Source organism: Blastococcus sp. DSM 46786, assembly GCF_900109665.1.
Taxonomy (GTDB): domain Bacteria; phylum Actinomycetota; class Actinomycetes; order Mycobacteriales; family Geodermatophilaceae; genus Blastococcus; species Blastococcus carthaginiensis.
Genome location: NZ_FOAO01000022.1, coordinates 1 through 17,757, shown reverse-complemented (window position 1 = coordinate 17,757; position 17,757 = coordinate 1). Strand labels below are relative to the sequence as shown.

The window sequence follows — 17,757 nt, the reverse complement described above, 5'->3', positions numbered from 1 at the left end:
CCGCCCGGTCGGTGTCGTGCATCTGTGCTGTGATCGGCACATGAGGATCCGCTTGCCCGGTCGCACCGACCCGCCACCGGACGAGACCCCCGAAGACGTCGAGCCCGACCAGCCCACGGCGGGGTCCGGCGTCCGGCCCGCCACGCACGCCCCGGCACCGACCACCGAACGCGGCGAGCGCCTGCGGCGGGCGAGCCGGGCCGTGGCCGTCGCCTCGGCCGAGCTGCTGCTCGTCGTCGGCGGGCTCATCGTCGTCGGCTACGTCCTGGGCAAGCTGTGGGTCATCCTGCTGCCGGTCGTCCTCGGGCTGCTGTTCACCACCGTCCTGTGGCCGGCCACGCGTTTCCTCCGCAACCACGGCTGGCCCTCGGCACTGGCCGCGCTCACCGTCCTGCTCACCTTCCTCGCGGCCTTCGGCGGGATCATCGCGCTGATCGCCCCGCCGGTCGTCAGCCAGGTCGAGGAGCTCGCCACGGGCGTCAGCGACGGCCTGCAGCAGCTGCAGGAGTGGCTGACCGGCCCGCCGTTCAACCTCGGCGAGGAGCAGATCGGCACCGCGATCGACCAGGTGATCAACACCATCCAGGGCAACGCGCAGAACATCGCCCAGTACGCCGTCACCGGCGCCACGGCGATCGGCGGCCTGCTGATCAACCTGGTGCTGGCCCTGGTGCTCACCTTCTTCTTCCTCAAGGACGGCCCCCGCTGGGTGCCGTGGCTGGCCGCCCAGACCGGCCCCCCGGCCGCCCCGCACGTCGCCGCGCTGTCCTACAAGACGTGGTCGACCCTCTCGGAGTTCATCCGCCAGCAGGCCCTCGTGGGGTTCTTCGACGCCTTCTTCATCGCCCTCGGCCTGTGGATCCTCGGCGTGCCGCTGGTCCTGCCCCTGGCCGTGCTGACCTTCTTCGGCGCCTTCATCCCGATCATCGGTGCATTCGTCGCCGGCGGCTTCGCGGTGCTGATCGCCCTGGTCGACAGCGGCTTCACCACTGCGCTGCTCGTGCTCGGCGTCGTGATCCTCGTGCAGCAGATCGAGGGCAACATCCTGCAGCCGATCCTCCAGGGCCGGGGGCTCAACCTGCACGCCGCCGTGGTCATCCTGGCCGTCACCGCGGGCGCCAGCCTGGCGGGGATCATCGGCGCCTTCCTCGCCGTCCCGGTGACCGCGCTCATCGCCGTCGCCTACCGCTACGCGCGCGACCAGCTCGACGGCAAGTCGCCGGAGGTCCTCCCGGACGGCACCCGCGCGCAGATCGTCCCCGACGAGACCGGCGCCCACCTGTCCCGCGAGCAGGTCGCCGCCCCCGAGGACGAGAACCCGCCGCGGGGCGAGGGCCGCGACGAGAGCCGGGAGGAGCCCGCCACCCGCTGACGCACCCGGCCGGGCGGGTCCGCGGCCGCGCGGGAATGCCGCGGCCCGCCCGGCGGCTCTACGGATCAGCGTGATCCACCGTCACGCCGAACCACCCGACAGGAGGTGCCCCGTGGCCCAGCGACCGGAGGACCTGGTCGAGCTGCTCCCCGCGGCCGAGCCGTTCGTCGCCCGCGAGGCCGACGTCGACGACCCGGCCGGACGCCGGGGGCTCGTCCTCGTGCACGACCTCGCCGGTGACTTCGACGCCGCCTCCGCGGGCACGCTCGCCGGCGCGCACCTGCTGGCCGGGCTGCCGCACGAGGTGATCGCCCGCTTCGACGCCGACAGCCTCGTCGACTACCGGGCCCGCCGTCCCCGCATGACGTTCAACGCCGACCGGTACGAGGCCTTCACCGCGCCGGAGATCCTGCTGTACGCCGTCGAGGACGACGCCGGTGCACCGTTCCTCCTGCTGCACGGCGCCGAGCCGGACTACTCCTGGGAGCGGTTCGTCGCCGCGGTCGGCAGCCTGGTCGAGCGGCTCGGCGTCACCTCCGTCGCCGCGCTGCAGGCGATCCCGATGCCGGTGCCGCACACCCGCCCGGTCACCGTCACCGCCCACGCGACGCGGCGGCAGCTGATCGAGTCCTATCCGGTCTACTGGGGAGAGATGCGCATCCCGGGCAGCGTCTCGGCGCTGCTGGAGCTGCGCATGGGCGAGGCCGGGGTGGATGCCTTCGGCGTGGCCGCGCACGTGCCGCACTACCTGGCGCAGGCCACCTACCCCGCCGCCTCGCTCACGCTGCTCGAGCACCTGGAGCAGCTGACCGGCCTGCGGCTGCCGACCGAGTCGCTGCGCGAGGCGGCCGACCTGCACCGCACCGAGGTCGACGCGCAGATCGCGCGGTCGGCGGACAACGTCGCCGTCGTCGCCGCGCTGGAGCAGCAGTACGATTCCTTCACCGCCGCCCGTGAGGGCACCGACCTGCTCGGGGGCGCCGGCGAGGTGCCCAGCGCCGAGGAGATCGGTGCGGAGTTCGAGCGGTTCCTCGCCGACCAGGACCGCCGGGGCCCGAGGGACTGACGCTGGGCCCGGTCGTGCCGAACGGGCCCAGCCGGTCCGCCCGGCGACGACGGCGCCTCCCCGGCTGGGACCAGGTTCCCTGATCGTGCCGTGTCCTCCCTCGCGGTGTGCGGTGGGGGTGGACGCGCCGCGGTGAGGGAGACGCCGACGACCGGCCTCGGCACCGCGCGGCCCGCGACGCACCCGGCCGCGGTGCGGGCCGGAGGACGACGGACGACGCACGGCGGGCCGCGACCGGCGATCCGGTCGCGGCCCGCCGCGGTCGTGCTGGTGCCGCCCGCTGTCAGCCGGCGACGACGACCCGCTCGTTGGGCACGCAATGCGTCATGACCAGGCCGGTCACGTCGCGCGGGCCGTTCTTCCCGAGGTTGGCGGCGCGCTGCTGCTCCTCCTCGGTCAGGGTCTGGGTCTGCAGCGGCGGCAGGCCGCGGACGTCGTCCGCGGTGATGCCCAGCGCATCGCCGACGCGCTGACCCCACTCGTCCTCGCACAGGAAGAAGTGCCAGACCATCCGCTCCTGGATCTCGCGGCGGCACTGCTGCAGCGCCCCGGTCAGGTTGGCCACCAGGTCGTCCTTCTCCCACTGCTCGCTCAGCAGGTAGCGCTCACCGGCCTGCTGGTAGTCGTTGGTGCGCGGGATCCGCTTGCGGGTGAGCCGGCCGTTGACGACCGGGCCCTGCTCGTCGTGCGTGGGGTAGGTGGCCTCACGCAGGCCGCCGGTGATCGACGGCTCGTAGTTGACGTGCGGGTTCTCGCCCACGTCGTCGCGGCCGTAGGACATCGGACCGCCCTGCTGGTTGGTGCTCACCGGCACCTTGGGGCGGTTCACCGGCAGCTGCAGGTAGTTCGGGCCCACGCGGTAGCGCTGGGTGTCGGAGTAGGAGAACGTCCGGCCGACGAGCATCTTGTCGTCGGAGAAGTCCAGCCCGTCGACCAGCACGCCGGTGCCGAAGGCGATCTGCTCGTTCTCGCTGAAGTTGTCCTCGGGCATCCGGTCCAGGGTCATCGTGCCGACCTTGCGGAGCGGGAAGACCTCCTCCGGCCACACCTTGGTGTCGTCGAGCGGGTCGAAGTCCAGTTCGGGGTGCTCGTCGTCGCTCATGAGCTGCACGTGCAGCTCCCACGACGGGAAGTCGCCGGCCGCGATCGAGTCGTAGAGGTCCTTGGTGTGCGCCCCGAGGGTCTGCGCCTGCACCGTGGCGCCGTCCTCGGCGGTGTGGGACTTCACCCCCTGCTTCGGCAGCCAGTGGTACTTGACCAGGACCGTCTCGCCCTGGGCGTTGACCCACTTGTAGGTGTTCACGCCGAAGCCCTGCATGGTCCGGTAGCTGGCCGGCAGGCCACGGGGGCTGAAGACGAGGGAGACCATGTGCATGGCCTCCGGGGTCTGGCTGAAGAAGTCGAACGCCCGCTCGGCGACGTTCGCCTCGAAGGTCACCGGGTCCGGCTTCTGGGAGTGGATGAAGTCGGGGAACTTGATGGCGTCGCGGATGAAGAAGACGCCCAGGTTGTTGCCGACGAGGTCCCAGTTGCCGTCCTCGGTGTAGAACTTCACGGCGAAGCCGCGCGGGTCGCGGGCCATCTCCGAGGAGTCGCGGCCACCGGCCACCGTGGAGAAGCGCAGCGCGACGTCGGTGCGCGTGCCCTTCTCCTGGAACAGCTTGGCGCGGGTGTACCGGCTGATCGGCTCGTCACCCACGGTGCCGTCGGCCTCGAACCAGCCGTAGGCGGTCACGCCGCGGGCGTGCACCACGCGCTCCGGGATCCGCTCCCGGTCGAAGTGGCTGATCTTCTCGAGGAACTGGTAGTTCTCCAGGGTGGCGGGGCCACGGGCGCCCACCGTCCGCTGGTTCTGGTTGTCGTAGACCGGGTGGCCCTGGCGGTTGGTCAGGACGGGCTTGCCGGCCTGGCTGGGCGCCGTGCCCTGCGATGCGACGTCGGTCATGCTCCTGCTCCTCCTCGGATCCCGTGCTCCTCGAGCTGCACGGGTTCGGCGGCGTCCGCGACCTGGCGGTCGCGGTCCTGACATGCCCGGCACAGCCCCCAGAACACGACCTCGGCCTCGTCGACGACGAAGCCGGCCGCGTCCGAGGGGGCCAGGCAGGGGGCCGCGCCCACGACGCAGTCGACATCCGCGACCGCGCCGCACGAGCGGCAGACCAGGTGGTGGTGGTTGTCGCCCACCCGCAGCTCGAACAGCGCGGGCGCACCCGCGGGCTCGATGCGGCGGGCGATCCCCGCGGCGACGAACGCCTCGAGCACGCCGTAGACGGCCTGCGGGGACAGCGACGGGTGCAGCTCGCGGGCGCCGGTCAGGATCGTCCCGGCGTCCGCGTGCGGACGGTCGGCCAGCACGCTCAGCACCGACAGGCGGGGGCGCGTCACGCGCAGCCCCGCCTCCCGCAGCTGGTGCGCCCAGGTCGTCTCCACCGCGTCCATCCAACGCGCTTGTCTTGAGCGAGTCAAGAAAAGGAAGGGTGCCGCCTCGCTCACGCCGCGGGCAGGGAGGCGCGCGCGGCGCCGGCGACGTCGAACAGGTCGCCGTACTCCTCCACGCGGGCCAGCACCTGGTCGGTCGTGAAGAGCAGCTCGGCCGGGTCGAGCGAGCCGTCGCGCACGGCGTCCACCTCGTCCCAGCCGATCGGCGTGGAGACCGTCGCCCCCGCCCGGGCCCGCAGCGAGTAGGGCGCCACCGTCGTCTTGGCCGGGTTGTTCTGGCTCCAGTCGATGAGCACCTTGCCCGGGCGCAGGGCCTTCTCCATCCGCCAGACGACGTCGTCCGGGGTCTCGGCCGACAGCTCCTGCGCCAGCTTCTTCGCGTACCGGCTGGGGTGCTCGCGGTCGGCCGGCGTCTCGATCGGCGCGTAGACCTGCATGCCCTTGGAGCCGGAGGTCTTCACCACCGGGTCCAGGCCGTCGGCCTCGAGCCGGGCGCCGAGCCGTTCGGCCACCTCGCAGCACTCGGCGATGCCGGTCTCCGGGCCCGGGTCGAGGTCGAGCACGAGCAGGTCGGGCAGCTGCGGCTCCCCCGCGTCGTCCGCCCGCCACTGCGGCACGTGCACCTCGAGCGCCGCGAGGTTCGCCGCCCAGGCCAGGTCGGGGACGTCGGCCAGCAGCACCATGTCCAGAGTCTCGCGCCCCCGCGAGCTGCCGGGGCTGGGCAGCCGCACCCGGCGGACCCAGTCGGGGGCGTGCCGGGCGCTGTTCTTCTCGAAGAAGGCCTGCCCCTCCACGCCGTCGGGCCACCGGGTGAAGGTGACCGGCCGGCCGGCCACGTGCGGCAGCAGCACTGGCGCGATGCGCACGTAGTAGTCGATGACCTGCGCCTTGGTGAAGCCGACCTCGGGGAAGAGCACCTTCTCCAGGTTCGACACCGCGAGCCGCCGGCCGGCGATCTCCACGAGCTGCTTGGCGGGGCTCACGGTGCACCCGGTCCGCTGCCGCTGCGCGCTCCGGTCACGACTCCCTCACCACGTCGTCGGGCTCCAGGTCGTCGCGCACCCCGCGCCAGACCGGGTGCCGCAACCGCCCCTCCGCCGTCCACACCGCGTAGGCGACCTCCCCGACGAGGTCCGGCTCCACCCACTGCGCGTCCCGGGTGACCTCGCGGGGCAGGGCGCCGTCGAAGGGTGGGGTGCGGCGGGGGGTGAGCAGACGCTGCAGATCGCGCAGGTCCTGGTCACCGAAGCCGGTGCCCACGTGCCCGACGTAGACCAGCCGGCCGTCGCCGTCCGGCACGCCGACGAGCAGCGAGCCGATGGTGCCCGCGCGCCGGCCCTGGCCAGGCCGCCAGCCGACGACGACGACCGACTGGGTGAGGAAGTTCTTGACCTTGCGCCAGTCGGGGCTGCGGACCCCTTCCCGGTACGGGGAGCGCAGCCGCTTGGCGACGATCCCCTCGAGGCCGTTCTCCTCGCTGGCCGCCAGCACCTCCGCGCCGGAGCCGGCGAACCAGGGAGTCAGCACCCAGCGGCCGCCGGCCGGGGCGAGCTCGTCCAGGAGCTCCCGGCGCTCGGTGTAGGGGCGGGAGCGCAGGTCCGCGCCGTCGAGGGCGAGCAGGTCGAACACCAGGTAACTCACCGGCGCCGCCGCCGCCAGGCGCGGCACCTCCGGCCCGGTGCGGTGCATGCGGTTCTGCAGCGCGCCGAAGTCCGGCCTGCCCCGGACGTCCATCAGCACCACCTCACCGTCGACGACCGCGTCGCGAGCGGCCAGCGCCTCCGGGAGCCGGCCGACCTCCGGGTAGCGGACGGTGATGTCGCCGCCCTTGCGCGAGGAGAGGCTCAGCCGCCCGTCGCGGACCCCGGCGACGGCGCGCACGCCGTCCCACTTGAACTCGAACCCCCAGCCGCCGTCGTCGGCGGGCAGCTCTCCCGGCACGGCCAGCATCGGCAGCGAGAGGCCGGCCGGCTCGGGCGCCGCCACCTCAGGCGCTGCGGCGGGCCCGCTTGGCCGGTGGCTTGTCGCCGCCGGCGGCCCGCGCGGTCGTCTTCTTCGCCGGGCCGGCCGCCGCCTTCTCCGGGGCCGCCTTCTTCGGAGCCGCCTTCTTGGCCGCGGCCCTCTTCGCCGGCGTCTTCTCCACCGGCTCGTCGTCGGCGGTCTTCCGCGGTGCGGTCTTCCGCGGTGCGGCCTTCCGCGCGGACGTCGCCGTCGTCGCCGGCGCCTCCGCGGCCCCGCCGTCCGCGGCGCCGCCCCGGGCACGCTCGACGCTGCGGCGCAGCGCGCTCATCAGGTCGACGACGGCGGCGCCCTCGTCCGGGACCTCCGCGGGCTGGGCCACCTCGCCGCCGCTCTGCTTGGCCTCCAGCAACGCGGTCATGGCCTCGCGGTAGTCGTCGGTGAACTGCGAGGGGTCGAACTCGGTGGTCATCGAGCCGATGAGGGCCTCGGCCATCGTGAGCTCCTGCGGCCGCACCGAGATGTCCTCGTCGAGGAAGCCGAAGTCGGGACGCCGGATCTCGTCCGGCCAGCGCATGGTGTGCAGCACCAGGACGCCGTCGCGCACCCGCAGCGCCGCCAGGGACTCCCGCTGCCGCAAGGCGATCTTGGTGATCGCGACCTGGCCGGCGTTCTCCAGCGCGTCGCGGAGGAGGACGTACGGGCGGGCCGCGGGGCCGTCGGGCTCGAGGTAGTAGGTCTTCTCGAACATGATCGGGTCGATCTCGCCCTGGTCGACGAACTCGAGCACCTCGATCTCGCGGCGGGTGCTCAGCGGCAGCTCGTCGAAGTCCGCGTCGGTGAGGATGACGACCTCGCCGCTGGGCAGCTCGTAGCCCTTGGCGATGTCGGCGTACTCCAGCTCCTCGCCGTCGATCGAGCACACCCGCCGGTACTTCACCCGGCCGCCGTCGGCCGCGTGCACCTGGTGGAAGCGGATGTCCTTGTCCTCGGTGGCCGAGTACAGCTTCACGCCGATGCTGACCAGGCCGAACGACACGGCGCCGCGCCAGATCGATCGCATGCCGAGCCTCCCTCGCACCCGTTCCGCCGGGCGGTCCCCGGCCCGCAGTCGGGTCAAGATCGCAGGATAGGTCCGCAGCGCCCTGCGCGGCAGCGCGAACGACGCGCCGGATCCCCCCGACGAGCGACCGCCGAGGCGTCAGACCGGCTCGGCCGGCCCGTCCCCCGTCGGCGCGAGCGCCCCGTTCTGGATCGAGTCGTACACGAACTGCAGGACGTCGGAGCCGGCCACGGTGGTCATCGTCAGGGCGGCCAGCCGGGTGGCGCGCGGGGCGGTCACGTACCCGAAGACGAAGGCCGTGCCCACCCACTGGGCCAGGCAGAACGGGCAGGTCAGCAGCTCCCCCACGGCGTGCTTCACCCCGCCGTGCTCCCGCACCTCCTCCTCGATCTCCGCGGGGCCCGAGGCGCCCTGGAAAGCGGTGAACGGCGCCCGGATCGGGGCGGTCACCGGGTCCTTGGCCAGCCGGCGGGCGAGCCGGAAGGTCGCGATGGTGAGCAACGCGGCATCTCCGAAGGGGATCCGCTCGGGCAGCTGGCGGCCCGACGCGCGCACCGCCACAGCACCGGCCGCCACCAGGCTCGAGTACACGCCCATCGCGCCGAGGGAGCCGCCCAGCGGCCGGGGCTCCCCATGGGTGTACTCGCGCTTCTGGGTCCGTGCCCACCGGCGGAGGGGGGCGCCGACCCGCTGCACCTCGTCTGCGATCGCCATGGCCCCCCGCTACCCGGCCGGCGCACGACCATGCCGCCCCCGCCGCCGCAGTGCGGCGACGCACACCGGCGCATGGCCGCCGGGCACCCGGGTAGGGCGGTGGTCCGACGCCGGTCCCCCCGACCGGCGCGGCGTCCCCCGTGCGACGCCGGCGAGAACCACGAGCGCACCCGCGCAGAGACGGAGGCACCGCATGACGCAGCCCGAGGGCCAGACCGCGCGCGACGTCTTCCCCGAGGACGACGGCATCCCCGAGGTGGCGCAGGACGACTCCCCCACCATGGACCGCGCCGAGGACCCGCAGTTCGAGCCGATGCCCGGCGAGCGGCCGACCGCCACCACGGACTTCGGCACCACGGCCCGCGAGCAGTCCGACGGCGAGCCGCTGACCGAGCGGCTGGAGCGGGAGCTGCCCGACGACGCGCTCGACGTCCGGCCGGCCGAGGACCCCGACCGCGCCGACGCCCAGCTGGAGCAGGACACCTCGACCACCCCCGACAGCGACTCGGGCACCAACCGCACCGCCGACGACGTCGAGGCCACCGCGGACCTGCCCGTGGGCGGCGAGGGCCCCGAGGAGTCCGCCGTCCACGTCACCGACGGCTGAGCCGCTCCCCCCGCACGCACCGCCGACCCACCCCCCCCTGCGCCCCCACCGGGTGCGCTCCGGGGGGTGGGTTGGCGCGCGCCCGGCCGGTTGTCTACGTTGGGTCAGCGGTTCAGCAGGCAGCCGCGACGTGCTGGACCAGGTGGTCCGGTACGCGACACGTTCGACCACCGCGAGCCGGGGGCCCGGGTCCCCGGCGCCGCAGAGCGGTAGATTGTCCGGGTGGCCCCGTCGCCCGGGTCCGCCGAGAGGAGCCACTGTCCGTGACCACTTCCGACCTGCCCGCCGAGGGGCAGCCCGACGTGTCGACCGAGGGCACCGAGGCACCCTTCGACGACGTGATCACGCTGTCGACCTCCACCGACGAGGACGGCGCTGTCACAGTCACGGTCGTCGGCGAGGTGGACACCTTCACCGCTCCCGTGCTCCGTTCGACCCTGGACAGCCAGCTCGAGCAGCAGCCGCGTGAACTGGTGATCGACCTGTCCGGCGTCCAGTTCCTGGGCTCGGCCGGTCTCGCCGTCCTCGTCGAGACGCAGAAGTCCGCCCGCAGCCGCGAGGTCGCCCTGCGGCTGATCGCCACCACGCGCGCCGTCACGCGGCCGCTCGAGGTGACCGGCCTGATCGACCTCTTCACCATCGCCGACGCCCGCTGACGGCCACGTCCCTCTCACCCTCGAGGTGAGCTTCGGGACCAGGTCCTCGACGAAGGCCCCGCTCCGCACTGCGGAACGGGGCCTTCGTCGTCCTCAGTCCGAGAGCAGCCGGCAGACGGCCTGCTCGAGCACCTTCTGGGTGTCCCGGTCGGCGTCCGCCTCGTCGGCCTCGACCAGAGCCTCCGCGACGGTCTCCCCGTGCTGGAACCGGTCGACGACGCGGGGGTCGACGTAGCTGGCCTTGCAGACCGCCGGCGTGTTCCCGAGCTGCTCGCTGACCCGCTTGTAGGCGGCGGTGACGACCTTCTTCCGGGCGGTCTTCGACGCCGGCGGGGGTGCCTCGGCCAGGGCGGCTGCCATCATCACCGTGGCGTTCCAGGTGCGGAAGTCCTTGGCCGTGATGTCGGCGCCGCTCAGTTCCTTGAGGAAGGCGTTGATCTCGTCGCTGGTGACGTCCTTCCAGCCGTCGTCGGTCGAGTAGGCGAGCAGGTCGTCGCCGGTGTCGTCCGGCCGCTCGAGCAGCTGGCGGACGACGGTCGCCGTGGGCCGGTCGACGATCTCCACCTCGCGTTCGATGCCGCCCTTGGCGGTGTACCGGAAGAACGTCTTCTCCCCGCGCACGGTCACGTGCTCCCGGCGCAGGGTGGCCAGCCCGTAGGTGCCGTTCTCCTCCGCGTACTCCTCGCTGCCGATGCGGAAGGTGCCCAGGTCGAGCAGCCGCAGCGCGCAGGCCAGCACCCGCTCCCGGTTCGGCCCGCGGGTACGCAGGGCGGCGGTCACCGCGTCGCGGACGTCCGGCAGCCGGCGGGCGATCTCCAGCACCCGCTCGTGCTTCTCCGCGTCGCGCCGGGCACGCCACTCGTCGTGGTAGCGGTACTGCCGGCGCCCGGCGGCGTCCACGCCGGTCGCCTGGATGTGCCCGTTGGGCCACGGGCAGATCCAGACGTCCTTCCAGGCGGGCGGGATCGCCAGCGCCCGGAGCCGGTCCAGCCGGTCGTCCCTGATGAGGCTGCCGTCGGTGTCGTGGTAGGCGAAGCCCCGTCCGGCCCTGCGGCGTCGGTAGCCGGGGCCGTGCACGTCGCTGCGCCGCAGTCTCACGGGCGGTCCATGGGCACCGCGGGCGTTCCGCAAACCCCGCGGTACGCAGTGTCACACCTCAGCAGAGGTCGACCAGCCCGTCGATGCCGCTGATCTCGAGCACGTGCCGGGTCACGCCGCCCTCGGGGGCGAGCACCACCAGGCGCCACGACTCGTCGCGGGCGATGCGCGCCATGGCCAGCACGACGCGGACCGCCGCGCTGCTGAACAGGCCGACCTCGCAGAGGTCGAGCTCCATCGGGGTGGCACCGCCGTGGCTGGCCTCCAGCATCCGGATGCGCAGCTGCTCCGCGGCGGTGGCGTCGATCACGCCACCGGCCCGCACGACCGGGCGCGGGCCCTCGCGGTCGACCACCACGTCGGCGCCCTCCACGACGCGGTGCGGGTCGGCCTCCTCGTCCGGGGTCCGCCGCAGCCGGAAGCTCAGCGTCACCGTCGTCCCGTGGTCCTCGGCGAGGGTCACGCCGTCGACCAGCTGCCGCATGATGAGCAGCCCGCGCCCCCGGTCGCCGGGATCGCGGTCCGGCGGGCGCCAGGTGCCCTCGTCGTGCACCGTCACGGTGAGGACGCCGTCGACGTCGACCTGGGCGGTCACCGACATGGGTCCGGGCTCCACCCCCCGGTAGGCGTGCTCGGCGGCGTTGGCGCAGGCCTCGCCCACCGCGACCATCACGCCCACCCGGTCCTGCTCCCCCATGCCGAGCTCGGTCAGCCAGGCGTTGAGCCGGCGGCGCACCCCGGGCAGCGCCGCCGGTACCGCCACCAGGTCCAGCCGGAGGGCCTCGTGGGTGGTCGCCCGCCGGTGGGCGACCAGGACGGCGACGTCGTCCAGCCAGCCGTGCGGGCGGCGCGCCCCCTCGGCGATCGCCCCGGCGAGCCCGGCCGCCGCCTCGACGTCGAGGGAGCCGGGCTCGTCCAGCACCGCGCGCGCGGCCGCGCCGAGCCGCTCCAGCGCCTCGGCGGGCGGCTCGTCGAGGCCGAGGACCGCCCCGTTGGAGAAGAGCACGAGCGTGGCGCCCTGGGCCAGCTGCGCCTCGTGCACGGGGGCGGGCGCCCCGGGCAGGCTGCCGAGCGGGGGCCGGGGGGTCACGGCCAGGAAGGTGCTGCTCCCGTGTGCGTGCACCACGAGCGGGGCCGGGTGCCCGGCCGCGCTGTAGATCAGGCGGCCGGTGGCGGCGTCGAGCACGCCGTAGAACACCGACGTGCCCTCGACGTCGTCCATCTGGGCCGCGAACGCGTCCAGCGCGCCGAGGACCGCCGCCGGCTCCGGGTCGCCGAGCAGGGTGGAGCGCAGCGCGCCGCGCAGCCGGCTCATCGCACCGGCCGCGGCCACCCCGTGCCCCACGGCATCGCCCACCACCAGTGCGACCCTGCCCTTGCCCAGCGGCACGGCGTCGTACCAGTCGCCACCGGCCGCGGAGAGCTCGGTCGCGCGGTGGTAGCTGCCGGAGAGCGCGACGTCGGGGAGCATCGGCAGCGACGGCGGCAGCAGCGCCTGCTGCGCCCGGTGGACGTCGTCGGCGGCGAGCGCCTCGATGACGAGCAGCGCGCCCGGCCGCCCGCCGACCGCCATGGGCCGCACCGTGGCCGTCGCCATCGGCCCCTCGGTCCCGAGGGGGCCGCTGAGGGTCTCGGTCTGGCCGGTGCGCAGGGCGGCGTCGACGAGGTCGGCCAGCGGGCGGCCGGAGAGCTCGGGCAGACCGCCGCGGCGCACCTCCAGCCCGCGGGCGCGGGCATTGGCCCACAGCGGCCGGTCCGCGTCGGCGGCGAGGCAGAACAGCGCGTCGGGCGAGGTCTCCATGGCAGCGAGCAGCACGGCGGAGCCCTCGTCCAGGGCGCCGTCGGCGGGAGGTGGCAGACTGCCGGAACCGGTGCTCATCTCCGGCCAGCAAACAGCAGGGTCCTGGAGGCGGCAACCGCGTGCCCGGGGCGCGGAACCCGTGGTCCGGGCCACGTTTCGCGGTCGTCGCCGTCCGGGTAGGCAGCAGCCTTGTGCACCGACCGGGACGCCGGTCCGCGCCCCCACCGGAGGCCGGACCACCCGGCACGTAGGACCGCCGCGACTCGAGGGTCGAGCGCGCCGGGAACGAAGGAGCGGACGACGGATGGTCGACTCGAGGGGCCCCCTCGCGCAGGACGGACGGCGCGCGGAGCGACTGGAGCTGCGGGTGCCCACCACACCGACCCAGCTGCCCGCGGTGCGGGCGATGGCCGGTGACCTGGCGATGCGGATGGACTACGACCTCGACGCGGTGGAGGACCTCCGCCTGGCGGTCGACGAGGCCTGCGCCACCCTGTCGACGATCGTCGAGGGCGATGCGCCGCTGACCGTCGTCTTCGAGACCACGCGGGCCGGCCTGCACATCAGCGCGTGGGTGCCGACGGCGGACGGCACCGAGGTCCCCACCGACGGCTTCGGCTGGGCGGTGCTCGCCGCCCTGGTCGACTCCGTGGAGGGCCGCCGGTCCACCGAGCGCGAGATGCCGGGCGGCGACGGCCGCGACGTGCCGGTCGCCGTCATCTCCCTCGCCAAGTACCTGCCGGGGCAGCACCCGGCCGGGGTGGGCAGCGACGACAACCTCTCGGTGGCCCGGTGAGCAGGTCGGCCGCCGCCGACTCCGTCGAGGAGGAACCACTGGACGCCACCGACGGCACACCGGTCACCCCCCCGGCGGACGAGCCGGTCGACACCCCCGAGCAGCCCGCCCCGGAGGCCCCCCAGCAGCCCGTCCCGGAGGCTCCCCAGCAGCCCGTCCCGGAGGCTCCCCAGCAGCCCGTCCCGGAGGCTCCCCAGCAGCCCGTCCCGGACGCCTCCGGCGGGCCGTCCCCCGACGCCGGTGAGCCGGCCGCTGACGCCGGTGAGCCGGACACGCCGCCGCTGTCGGAGAACCGGCGGCGGGCCGAGCGCACCGCGCCGCTGTTCGCGGAGCTCGCCACGCTGGAGAAGGACGACCCCCGCCGGGAACGGCTCCGGGAGATCCTGGTCGAGGAGCACCTGCCGCTGGTACGCCACTTCGCGCGCCGGTTCAGCAACCGGGGGGAGCCCTTCGACGACCTCCTGCAGGTCGGCACGCTCGGCCTCATCGCCGCCATCGACCGGTTCGACCCGACCCGGGGCGTGGAGTTCCTGTCCTTCGCCGTCCCGACGATCACCGGCGAGATCAAGCGGCACTTCCGGGACCAGGGCTGGTCGGTGCGGGTGCCGCGCCGGCTGCAGGAGCTGCACCTGTCGCTGAACGCGGCGGTGGGCGAGCTGGCGCAGAAGAACGGCCGCGCGCCGACGCCGTCGGAGCTCGCCGAACACCTGGGCATCCCGCGGGCCGAGGTGCTGGAGGGCCTGGCGGTGGCCAACGCCTACCGGAGCAGCTCGCTGGACGAGCGGCTCTCGGGCGAGGACGACTCCCCCACCCTGGCGGCGACGCTGGGCGAGGAGGACGCCGCGCTGGAGGGCGTGGAGTACCGCGAGTCGCTGCAGCCGCTGCTGGCCACCATCCCGGCCCGCGAGCGCCGCATCCTCATCCTGCGGTTCTTCGGCAACATGACGCAGTCGCAGATCGCCGCCGACATCGGCATCTCGCAGATGCACGTCTCCCGGCTGCTCAGCCAGACGCTGGCCAAGCTCCGCGAGGGCCTGCTCAAGGACTGACTGCCCCAGGCAATGGAAGCTTTACGTGCGTTCTGGCCGGCCAGGACGCACGTAAAGCTTCCATTGCCCGTAACCGGCTCGTGAACGGCGATGGCCCAGAACTCCACGAGTTCTGGGCCATCGGCGTTCAGCGGTCGCTACTGCGCGGGTAGCTGCGGCGGGCCGTCCGGGGCGTCCGGGTCGTCGCTGCCGACCCGGTTGCGCGGATCGGCGGCCGGGCCGCTGTCCCGCACGTCCTGGGTGACCTGGGCCAGCGGCGGCGGGGTCGGCACCGCGGGCGCGGTGTCGGCGATGCTCGAGAGCTCGATCTTCGCCTCCGGCTGGTCGGCCGCCCGCGGGAGCTGCGACTCGAACCAGGTGCTGGTGTCGAGCCCGCCGTCCTTCGGGCCGCTGCCGCCGTCGCCGCCACCGGACGAGGGCACGTCCATCCAGGACTTCCCCTCCGCGGCGCCGCCCAGGTTCGCCAGCCCGTCCAGCGCCTTGCTGAACTCGCTGGGCACGATCCACATCTTGTTGGCGTCGCCCTGCGCGATCTGCGGCAGCGTCTGCAGGTACTGGTAGGCCAGCAGGCCCTGGTCGGGCTTGCCGTCGTGGATGGCCTGGAAGACGGTCTCGATCGACTTCGCCTGGCCCTGCGCCTGCAGGTACAGCGCGGCGCGCTCGCCCTCGGCGCGCAGGATGCGGCTCTGCCGCTCGGCCTCCGCCTCCAGGATCGCCGCCTGCTTCTTGCCCTCGGCCGAGAGGATGGCCGCGGCCTTCTCGCCCTCGGCGGTGGTGATCGCCGACTGCCGGGCGCCCTCGGCGGTCAGGATGATGGCGCGCTTGTCGCGGTCGGCACGCATCTGCTTCTCCATCGAGTCCTGGATGGAGGGCGGCGGGTCGATCGCCTTGATCTCCACGCGCGCCACGCGCAGACCCCAGGGGCCGGTCGTGCCGTCGAGCACCGAGCGCAGCTGGCTGTTGATGCCGTCGCGCCCCGTGAGCGCGCCCTCGAGGTTCAGGCCACCGACCACGTTCCGCAGCGTCGTCGTGGTGAGCTGCTCCATGCCGGTGATGTAGTTCGCGATGCCGTACACGGCCAGCCGGGGGTCGGTGACCTGGAAGTAGACGACGGTGTCGATGCCGACCTGGAGGTTGTCGGCGGTGATGACCGGCTGGGGCGGGAACGAGATGACCTGCTCGCGCAGGTCGATCGTCGCGCGCACGCGGTCGACGAACGGCACGAGGACCGAGAGGCCGGGCGACAAGGTGCGGCTGTACCGGCCCAGTCGCTCGACGACCTTGGCCTGGGCCTGGGGGACGATCGTCACGCTCTTCGCGATCACGATGATCACGAGCACGGCGACGACGATCAGTGCGATGAGCGCCGCATCCACGGCTGGCTCCCTTCGTCGGGGGTCACCGTCGATCCTGCCCTGCCGGGTCCTCCCGGGTCAGCACCCTGGGGACAGACTTCACTCCAGGGCGTCGCCCACGACCGCCGTCGCACCGTCGACCTGCAGGATGCGCACGGTCTCGCCGACGGCGAAGGACTCCGCGCCGTGCTGGCTGCGGGCGCTCCACTCGTCGGCGCCCAGCCGGATCCGCCCGCCTGTGCGGTCGATCTGCGCGGTGACCTGCGCCGTCCGGCCGATGAGCGTGTCGACGCCGTCGAGCTGCAGCGGTGTGCGGTCGGTCAGCTGCTTCTTCGCGATCGGCCGCACCGCCACCAGCAGCACCCCCGAGACGATGATGAAGATGGCCAGCTGCAGCCACAGCGCCCCGCCGAGGAGGGCGACCGCCATCCCGCCGAGGGCCCCGCCGGCCAGCATGAGGAGCACCAGGTCGAGCGTGAGCATCTCCCCGACGGCCAGCGCCCCCGCACCGATCAACCACAGCAACCACGCCATGCCACGAGTCTGGCAGAGCCGCGGGCCCGGGACGCCCGCCTGCGGAGCGGCCGCGCCGTCGTAGCCTCGACCGGTGCACGACTTCCCCGCCGGCCGGCTCGCGGTCTGGGCGACCGCCTGGCTCACCGGGCGCAGCTCGTACGACGAGACGCTGGAGGCGCTGACCGCCGAGCACGCCCACCTCGTCACCGGCATGCCGGGAGCCGTCGGGGCGACGCCGCTCGGCGAGGCGCTGACCACGCTGCGCGTCCTGGGCGAGCAGCGGCTGCGGCTCGTGCTCCCGGTGCCCGGAGACGTGCGCGGGCTGCCGGCGGTGCCGGGACTGGCCGCCGCGGCGCTGGAGGCGGGACAGGCGGCCGTCGGCGACCGGCTGGTGCTGGTGCCGCGCCCCGGCCCGGAGGTGGTCACCTGGACGGCGTTCCCCCTCGGCGCGGCGGCAGCCCCGCCACCGGTCGAGGGCACCCTGCGGGCGGCCTCCGGTGCGCTCGACCTCGCGGTCACCGACGCCGCCCGCACGCTGGCCGGCCTGGACCTGGCCCGCTGGCACCCCGAGGTGCCGGCGCTGCTGGCCGACCTGGCGCGCCCGAAGCCCGCACCGGGTCTCCCGTTCGACCACGACCCGCTGGCGCTCTCGGTGCTGGGGCGGGCGCAGCGGCTGGCGGCCGTGCTCGACCTCGCGGCCACCGACGCACCGGGTGCGGCGGTCAACCAGGCGCAGATCGCCGCCCGCGACTCCGCCCTCCGGCCGCTGTCGGACGCGGTGCGCGAGGCGATCACCGCCGCCTACAACGATGTCCCGAGGTAGCTACAACCACGTTTCGAGGTAGCCCAGGCGGGGACGTCGCCCCTGGGCGACTCAGGCCGAGTGGGGCCCGGAGGGTCCCGCGCAGGCACGAAGCAAGGGCTCAGCTTGCCGTTTAACCCCTGACCTGTTGGTTGTGGGTGTCGGGATGGTTCCGTGTGGTGATCTTGCCGATGCCGTGGCGGGTGGCGCGTTGTCGGTTTTTGGCACCGGGAGGGCGTCCCGGGCCCGGGCGGGTGGGTTTCGGCGCGCTGGCCGGCTGGGGGATCTTCACGCGGAGGTGGCGAAACCCTCGTCGGACCCGGGCGGGGGTTAATCGCTCGGGAGGCAGGGGTCTCTCCCAGGGCCGGCGCAGATCCGCTGCGAGGTGGCGGGCCAGGCGCAGTTGGGTGTGGGAGGCGAGGACCAGCCAGGTCCAGCGGTCGGCCGCCTGGGGAGAGCGGATC

At 73.9% G+C, this 17,757-nt stretch carries 17 protein-coding genes; 7 read left to right on the top strand and 10 right to left on the bottom strand.

The features are described 5' to 3' along the window. Nucleotides 1-40 precede the first annotated feature (40 nt). Nucleotides 41-1,372 carry an AI-2E family transporter gene (locus tag BMW62_RS18140; RefSeq protein WP_091933862.1) on the top strand — a complete coding sequence of 444 codons (1,332 nt, stop codon included), beginning with the start codon at nucleotides 41-43 and terminating at the stop codon, nucleotides 1,370-1,372. A gap of 112 nt (nucleotides 1,373-1,484) precedes the next feature. Beyond that, nucleotides 1,485-2,438 carry a proteasome assembly chaperone family protein gene (locus BMW62_RS18135; protein WP_091933859.1) on the top strand — a complete coding sequence of 318 codons (954 nt, stop codon included), beginning with the start codon at nucleotides 1,485-1,487 and terminating at the stop codon, nucleotides 2,436-2,438. A 283-nt stretch (nucleotides 2,439-2,721) separates the two neighbouring features. Here BMW62_RS18135 and BMW62_RS18130 read toward each other — a convergent pair whose 3' ends face one another. The 6 genes from BMW62_RS18130 to BMW62_RS18105 form a co-directional block, all read right to left on the bottom strand. Next, complete coding sequence (locus BMW62_RS18130) at nucleotides 2,722-4,383, bottom strand: catalase (RefSeq protein ID WP_091933857.1); 1,662 nt, start codon at nucleotides 4,381-4,383, stop codon at nucleotides 2,722-2,724. Then, on the bottom strand, nucleotides 4,380-4,877 hold the full coding sequence (locus BMW62_RS18125) for a Fur family transcriptional regulator (RefSeq protein ID WP_091933854.1): 498 nt from the start codon (nucleotides 4,875-4,877) through the stop codon (nucleotides 4,380-4,382). Before BMW62_RS18125 ends, BMW62_RS18130 begins: the two co-directional genes overlap by 4 nt. A gap of 50 nt (nucleotides 4,878-4,927) precedes the next feature. Then, entirely contained in the window at nucleotides 4,928-5,860 is a 933-nt protein-coding gene (gene ligD / locus BMW62_RS18120) for a non-homologous end-joining DNA ligase (RefSeq protein WP_244524142.1), read from the bottom strand. Between the two features lie 34 nt (nucleotides 5,861-5,894). Then, nucleotides 5,895-6,863, bottom strand: coding sequence for a non-homologous end-joining DNA ligase (gene ligD, locus BMW62_RS18115; RefSeq protein WP_244524141.1), 969 nt, complete (start codon nucleotides 6,861-6,863; stop codon nucleotides 5,895-5,897). A 1-nt stretch (nucleotide 6,864) separates the two neighbouring features. Then, nucleotides 6,865-7,899, bottom strand: a complete 1,035-nt coding sequence (locus BMW62_RS18110) for a non-homologous end joining protein Ku (RefSeq protein ID WP_091933852.1) — start codon at nucleotides 7,897-7,899, stop codon at nucleotides 6,865-6,867. Nucleotides 7,900-8,037: 138 nt separating this feature from the next. Next, on the bottom strand, nucleotides 8,038-8,613 hold the full coding sequence (locus BMW62_RS18105) for a DUF1360 domain-containing protein (protein WP_091933849.1): 576 nt from the start codon (nucleotides 8,611-8,613) through the stop codon (nucleotides 8,038-8,040). A gap of 193 nt (nucleotides 8,614-8,806) precedes the next feature. Between BMW62_RS18105 and BMW62_RS18100 the strand changes: the two genes are divergently transcribed. Both BMW62_RS18100 and BMW62_RS18095 read left to right on the top strand, forming a co-directional pair. Continuing rightward, nucleotides 8,807-9,220, top strand: a complete 414-nt coding sequence (locus BMW62_RS18100; protein ID WP_091933847.1) for a hypothetical protein — start codon at nucleotides 8,807-8,809, stop codon at nucleotides 9,218-9,220. A gap of 263 nt (nucleotides 9,221-9,483) precedes the next feature. After that, nucleotides 9,484-9,876 carry an STAS domain-containing protein gene (locus BMW62_RS18095; protein ID WP_091933845.1) on the top strand — a complete coding sequence of 131 codons (393 nt, stop codon included), beginning with the start codon at nucleotides 9,484-9,486 and terminating at the stop codon, nucleotides 9,874-9,876. A gap of 93 nt (nucleotides 9,877-9,969) precedes the next feature. Here BMW62_RS18095 and BMW62_RS18090 read toward each other — a convergent pair whose 3' ends face one another. Together BMW62_RS18090 and BMW62_RS18085 are read right to left on the bottom strand one after the other, a co-directional pair. Continuing rightward, nucleotides 9,970-10,974, bottom strand: coding sequence for a DNA topoisomerase IB (locus BMW62_RS18090; protein ID WP_244524140.1), 1,005 nt, complete (start codon nucleotides 10,972-10,974; stop codon nucleotides 9,970-9,972). A 58-nt stretch (nucleotides 10,975-11,032) separates the two neighbouring features. Then, nucleotides 11,033-12,853 carry a SpoIIE family protein phosphatase gene (locus BMW62_RS18085; RefSeq protein ID WP_244524139.1) on the bottom strand — a complete coding sequence of 607 codons (1,821 nt, stop codon included), beginning with the start codon at nucleotides 12,851-12,853 and terminating at the stop codon, nucleotides 11,033-11,035. Nucleotides 12,854-13,142: 289 nt separating this feature from the next. Between BMW62_RS18085 and BMW62_RS18080 the strand changes: the two genes are divergently transcribed. After that, the gene (locus BMW62_RS18080; RefSeq protein ID WP_244524138.1) at nucleotides 13,143-13,571 is read left to right on the top strand and encodes an ATP-binding protein; all 429 of its coding nucleotides are present in this window, start codon (nucleotides 13,143-13,145) and stop codon (nucleotides 13,569-13,571) included. Beyond that, a complete protein-coding gene (locus tag BMW62_RS18075; RefSeq protein ID WP_091933839.1) occupies nucleotides 13,568-14,620 on the top strand; it encodes an RNA polymerase sigma factor SigF in 1,053 nt (350 codons plus the stop codon). The genes BMW62_RS18080 and BMW62_RS18075 overlap by 4 nt, the downstream gene beginning before the upstream one ends. Nucleotides 14,621-14,757: 137 nt before the next feature. Here the strand turns inward: BMW62_RS18075 and BMW62_RS18070 are convergent, their stop codons facing one another. After that, entirely contained in the window at nucleotides 14,758-15,996 is a 1,239-nt protein-coding gene (locus tag BMW62_RS18070) for an SPFH domain-containing protein (RefSeq protein WP_244524137.1), read from the bottom strand. A 78-nt stretch (nucleotides 15,997-16,074) separates the two neighbouring features. Beyond that, nucleotides 16,075-16,509, bottom strand: coding sequence for an NfeD family protein (locus BMW62_RS18065; RefSeq protein ID WP_091934016.1), 435 nt, complete (start codon nucleotides 16,507-16,509; stop codon nucleotides 16,075-16,077). A 73-nt stretch (nucleotides 16,510-16,582) separates the two neighbouring features. On the opposite strand from BMW62_RS18065, the gene BMW62_RS18060 reads away from it, so the two are divergent. Next, nucleotides 16,583-17,314, top strand: coding sequence for a hypothetical protein (locus BMW62_RS18060; protein ID WP_091933836.1), 732 nt, complete (start codon nucleotides 16,583-16,585; stop codon nucleotides 17,312-17,314). The last annotated feature ends 443 nt before the right edge of the window (nucleotides 17,315-17,757 follow it).

Coding starts and splice junctions, on each gene's coding strand:
- BMW62_RS18140 (WP_091933862.1), top strand. CDS start 41: ATGAGGATCCGCTTGCCCGGTCGCACCGACCCGCCACCGGACGAGACC.
- BMW62_RS18125 (WP_091933854.1), bottom strand. CDS start 4,877: ATGGACGCGGTGGAGACGACCTGGGCGCACCAGCTGCGGGAGGCGGGG.
- BMW62_RS18085 (WP_244524139.1), bottom strand. CDS start 12,853: ATGAGCACCGGTTCCGGCAGTCTGCCACCTCCCGCCGACGGCGCCCTG.
- BMW62_RS18100 (WP_091933847.1), top strand. CDS start 8,807: ATGACGCAGCCCGAGGGCCAGACCGCGCGCGACGTCTTCCCCGAGGAC.
- BMW62_RS18110 (WP_091933852.1), bottom strand. CDS start 7,899: ATGCGATCGATCTGGCGCGGCGCCGTGTCGTTCGGCCTGGTCAGCATC.
- BMW62_RS18130 (WP_091933857.1), bottom strand. CDS start 4,383: ATGACCGACGTCGCATCGCAGGGCACGGCGCCCAGCCAGGCCGGCAAG.
- BMW62_RS18065 (WP_091934016.1), bottom strand. CDS start 16,509: ATGGCGTGGTTGCTGTGGTTGATCGGTGCGGGGGCGCTGGCCGTCGGG.
- BMW62_RS18105 (WP_091933849.1), bottom strand. CDS start 8,613: ATGGCGATCGCAGACGAGGTGCAGCGGGTCGGCGCCCCCCTCCGCCGG.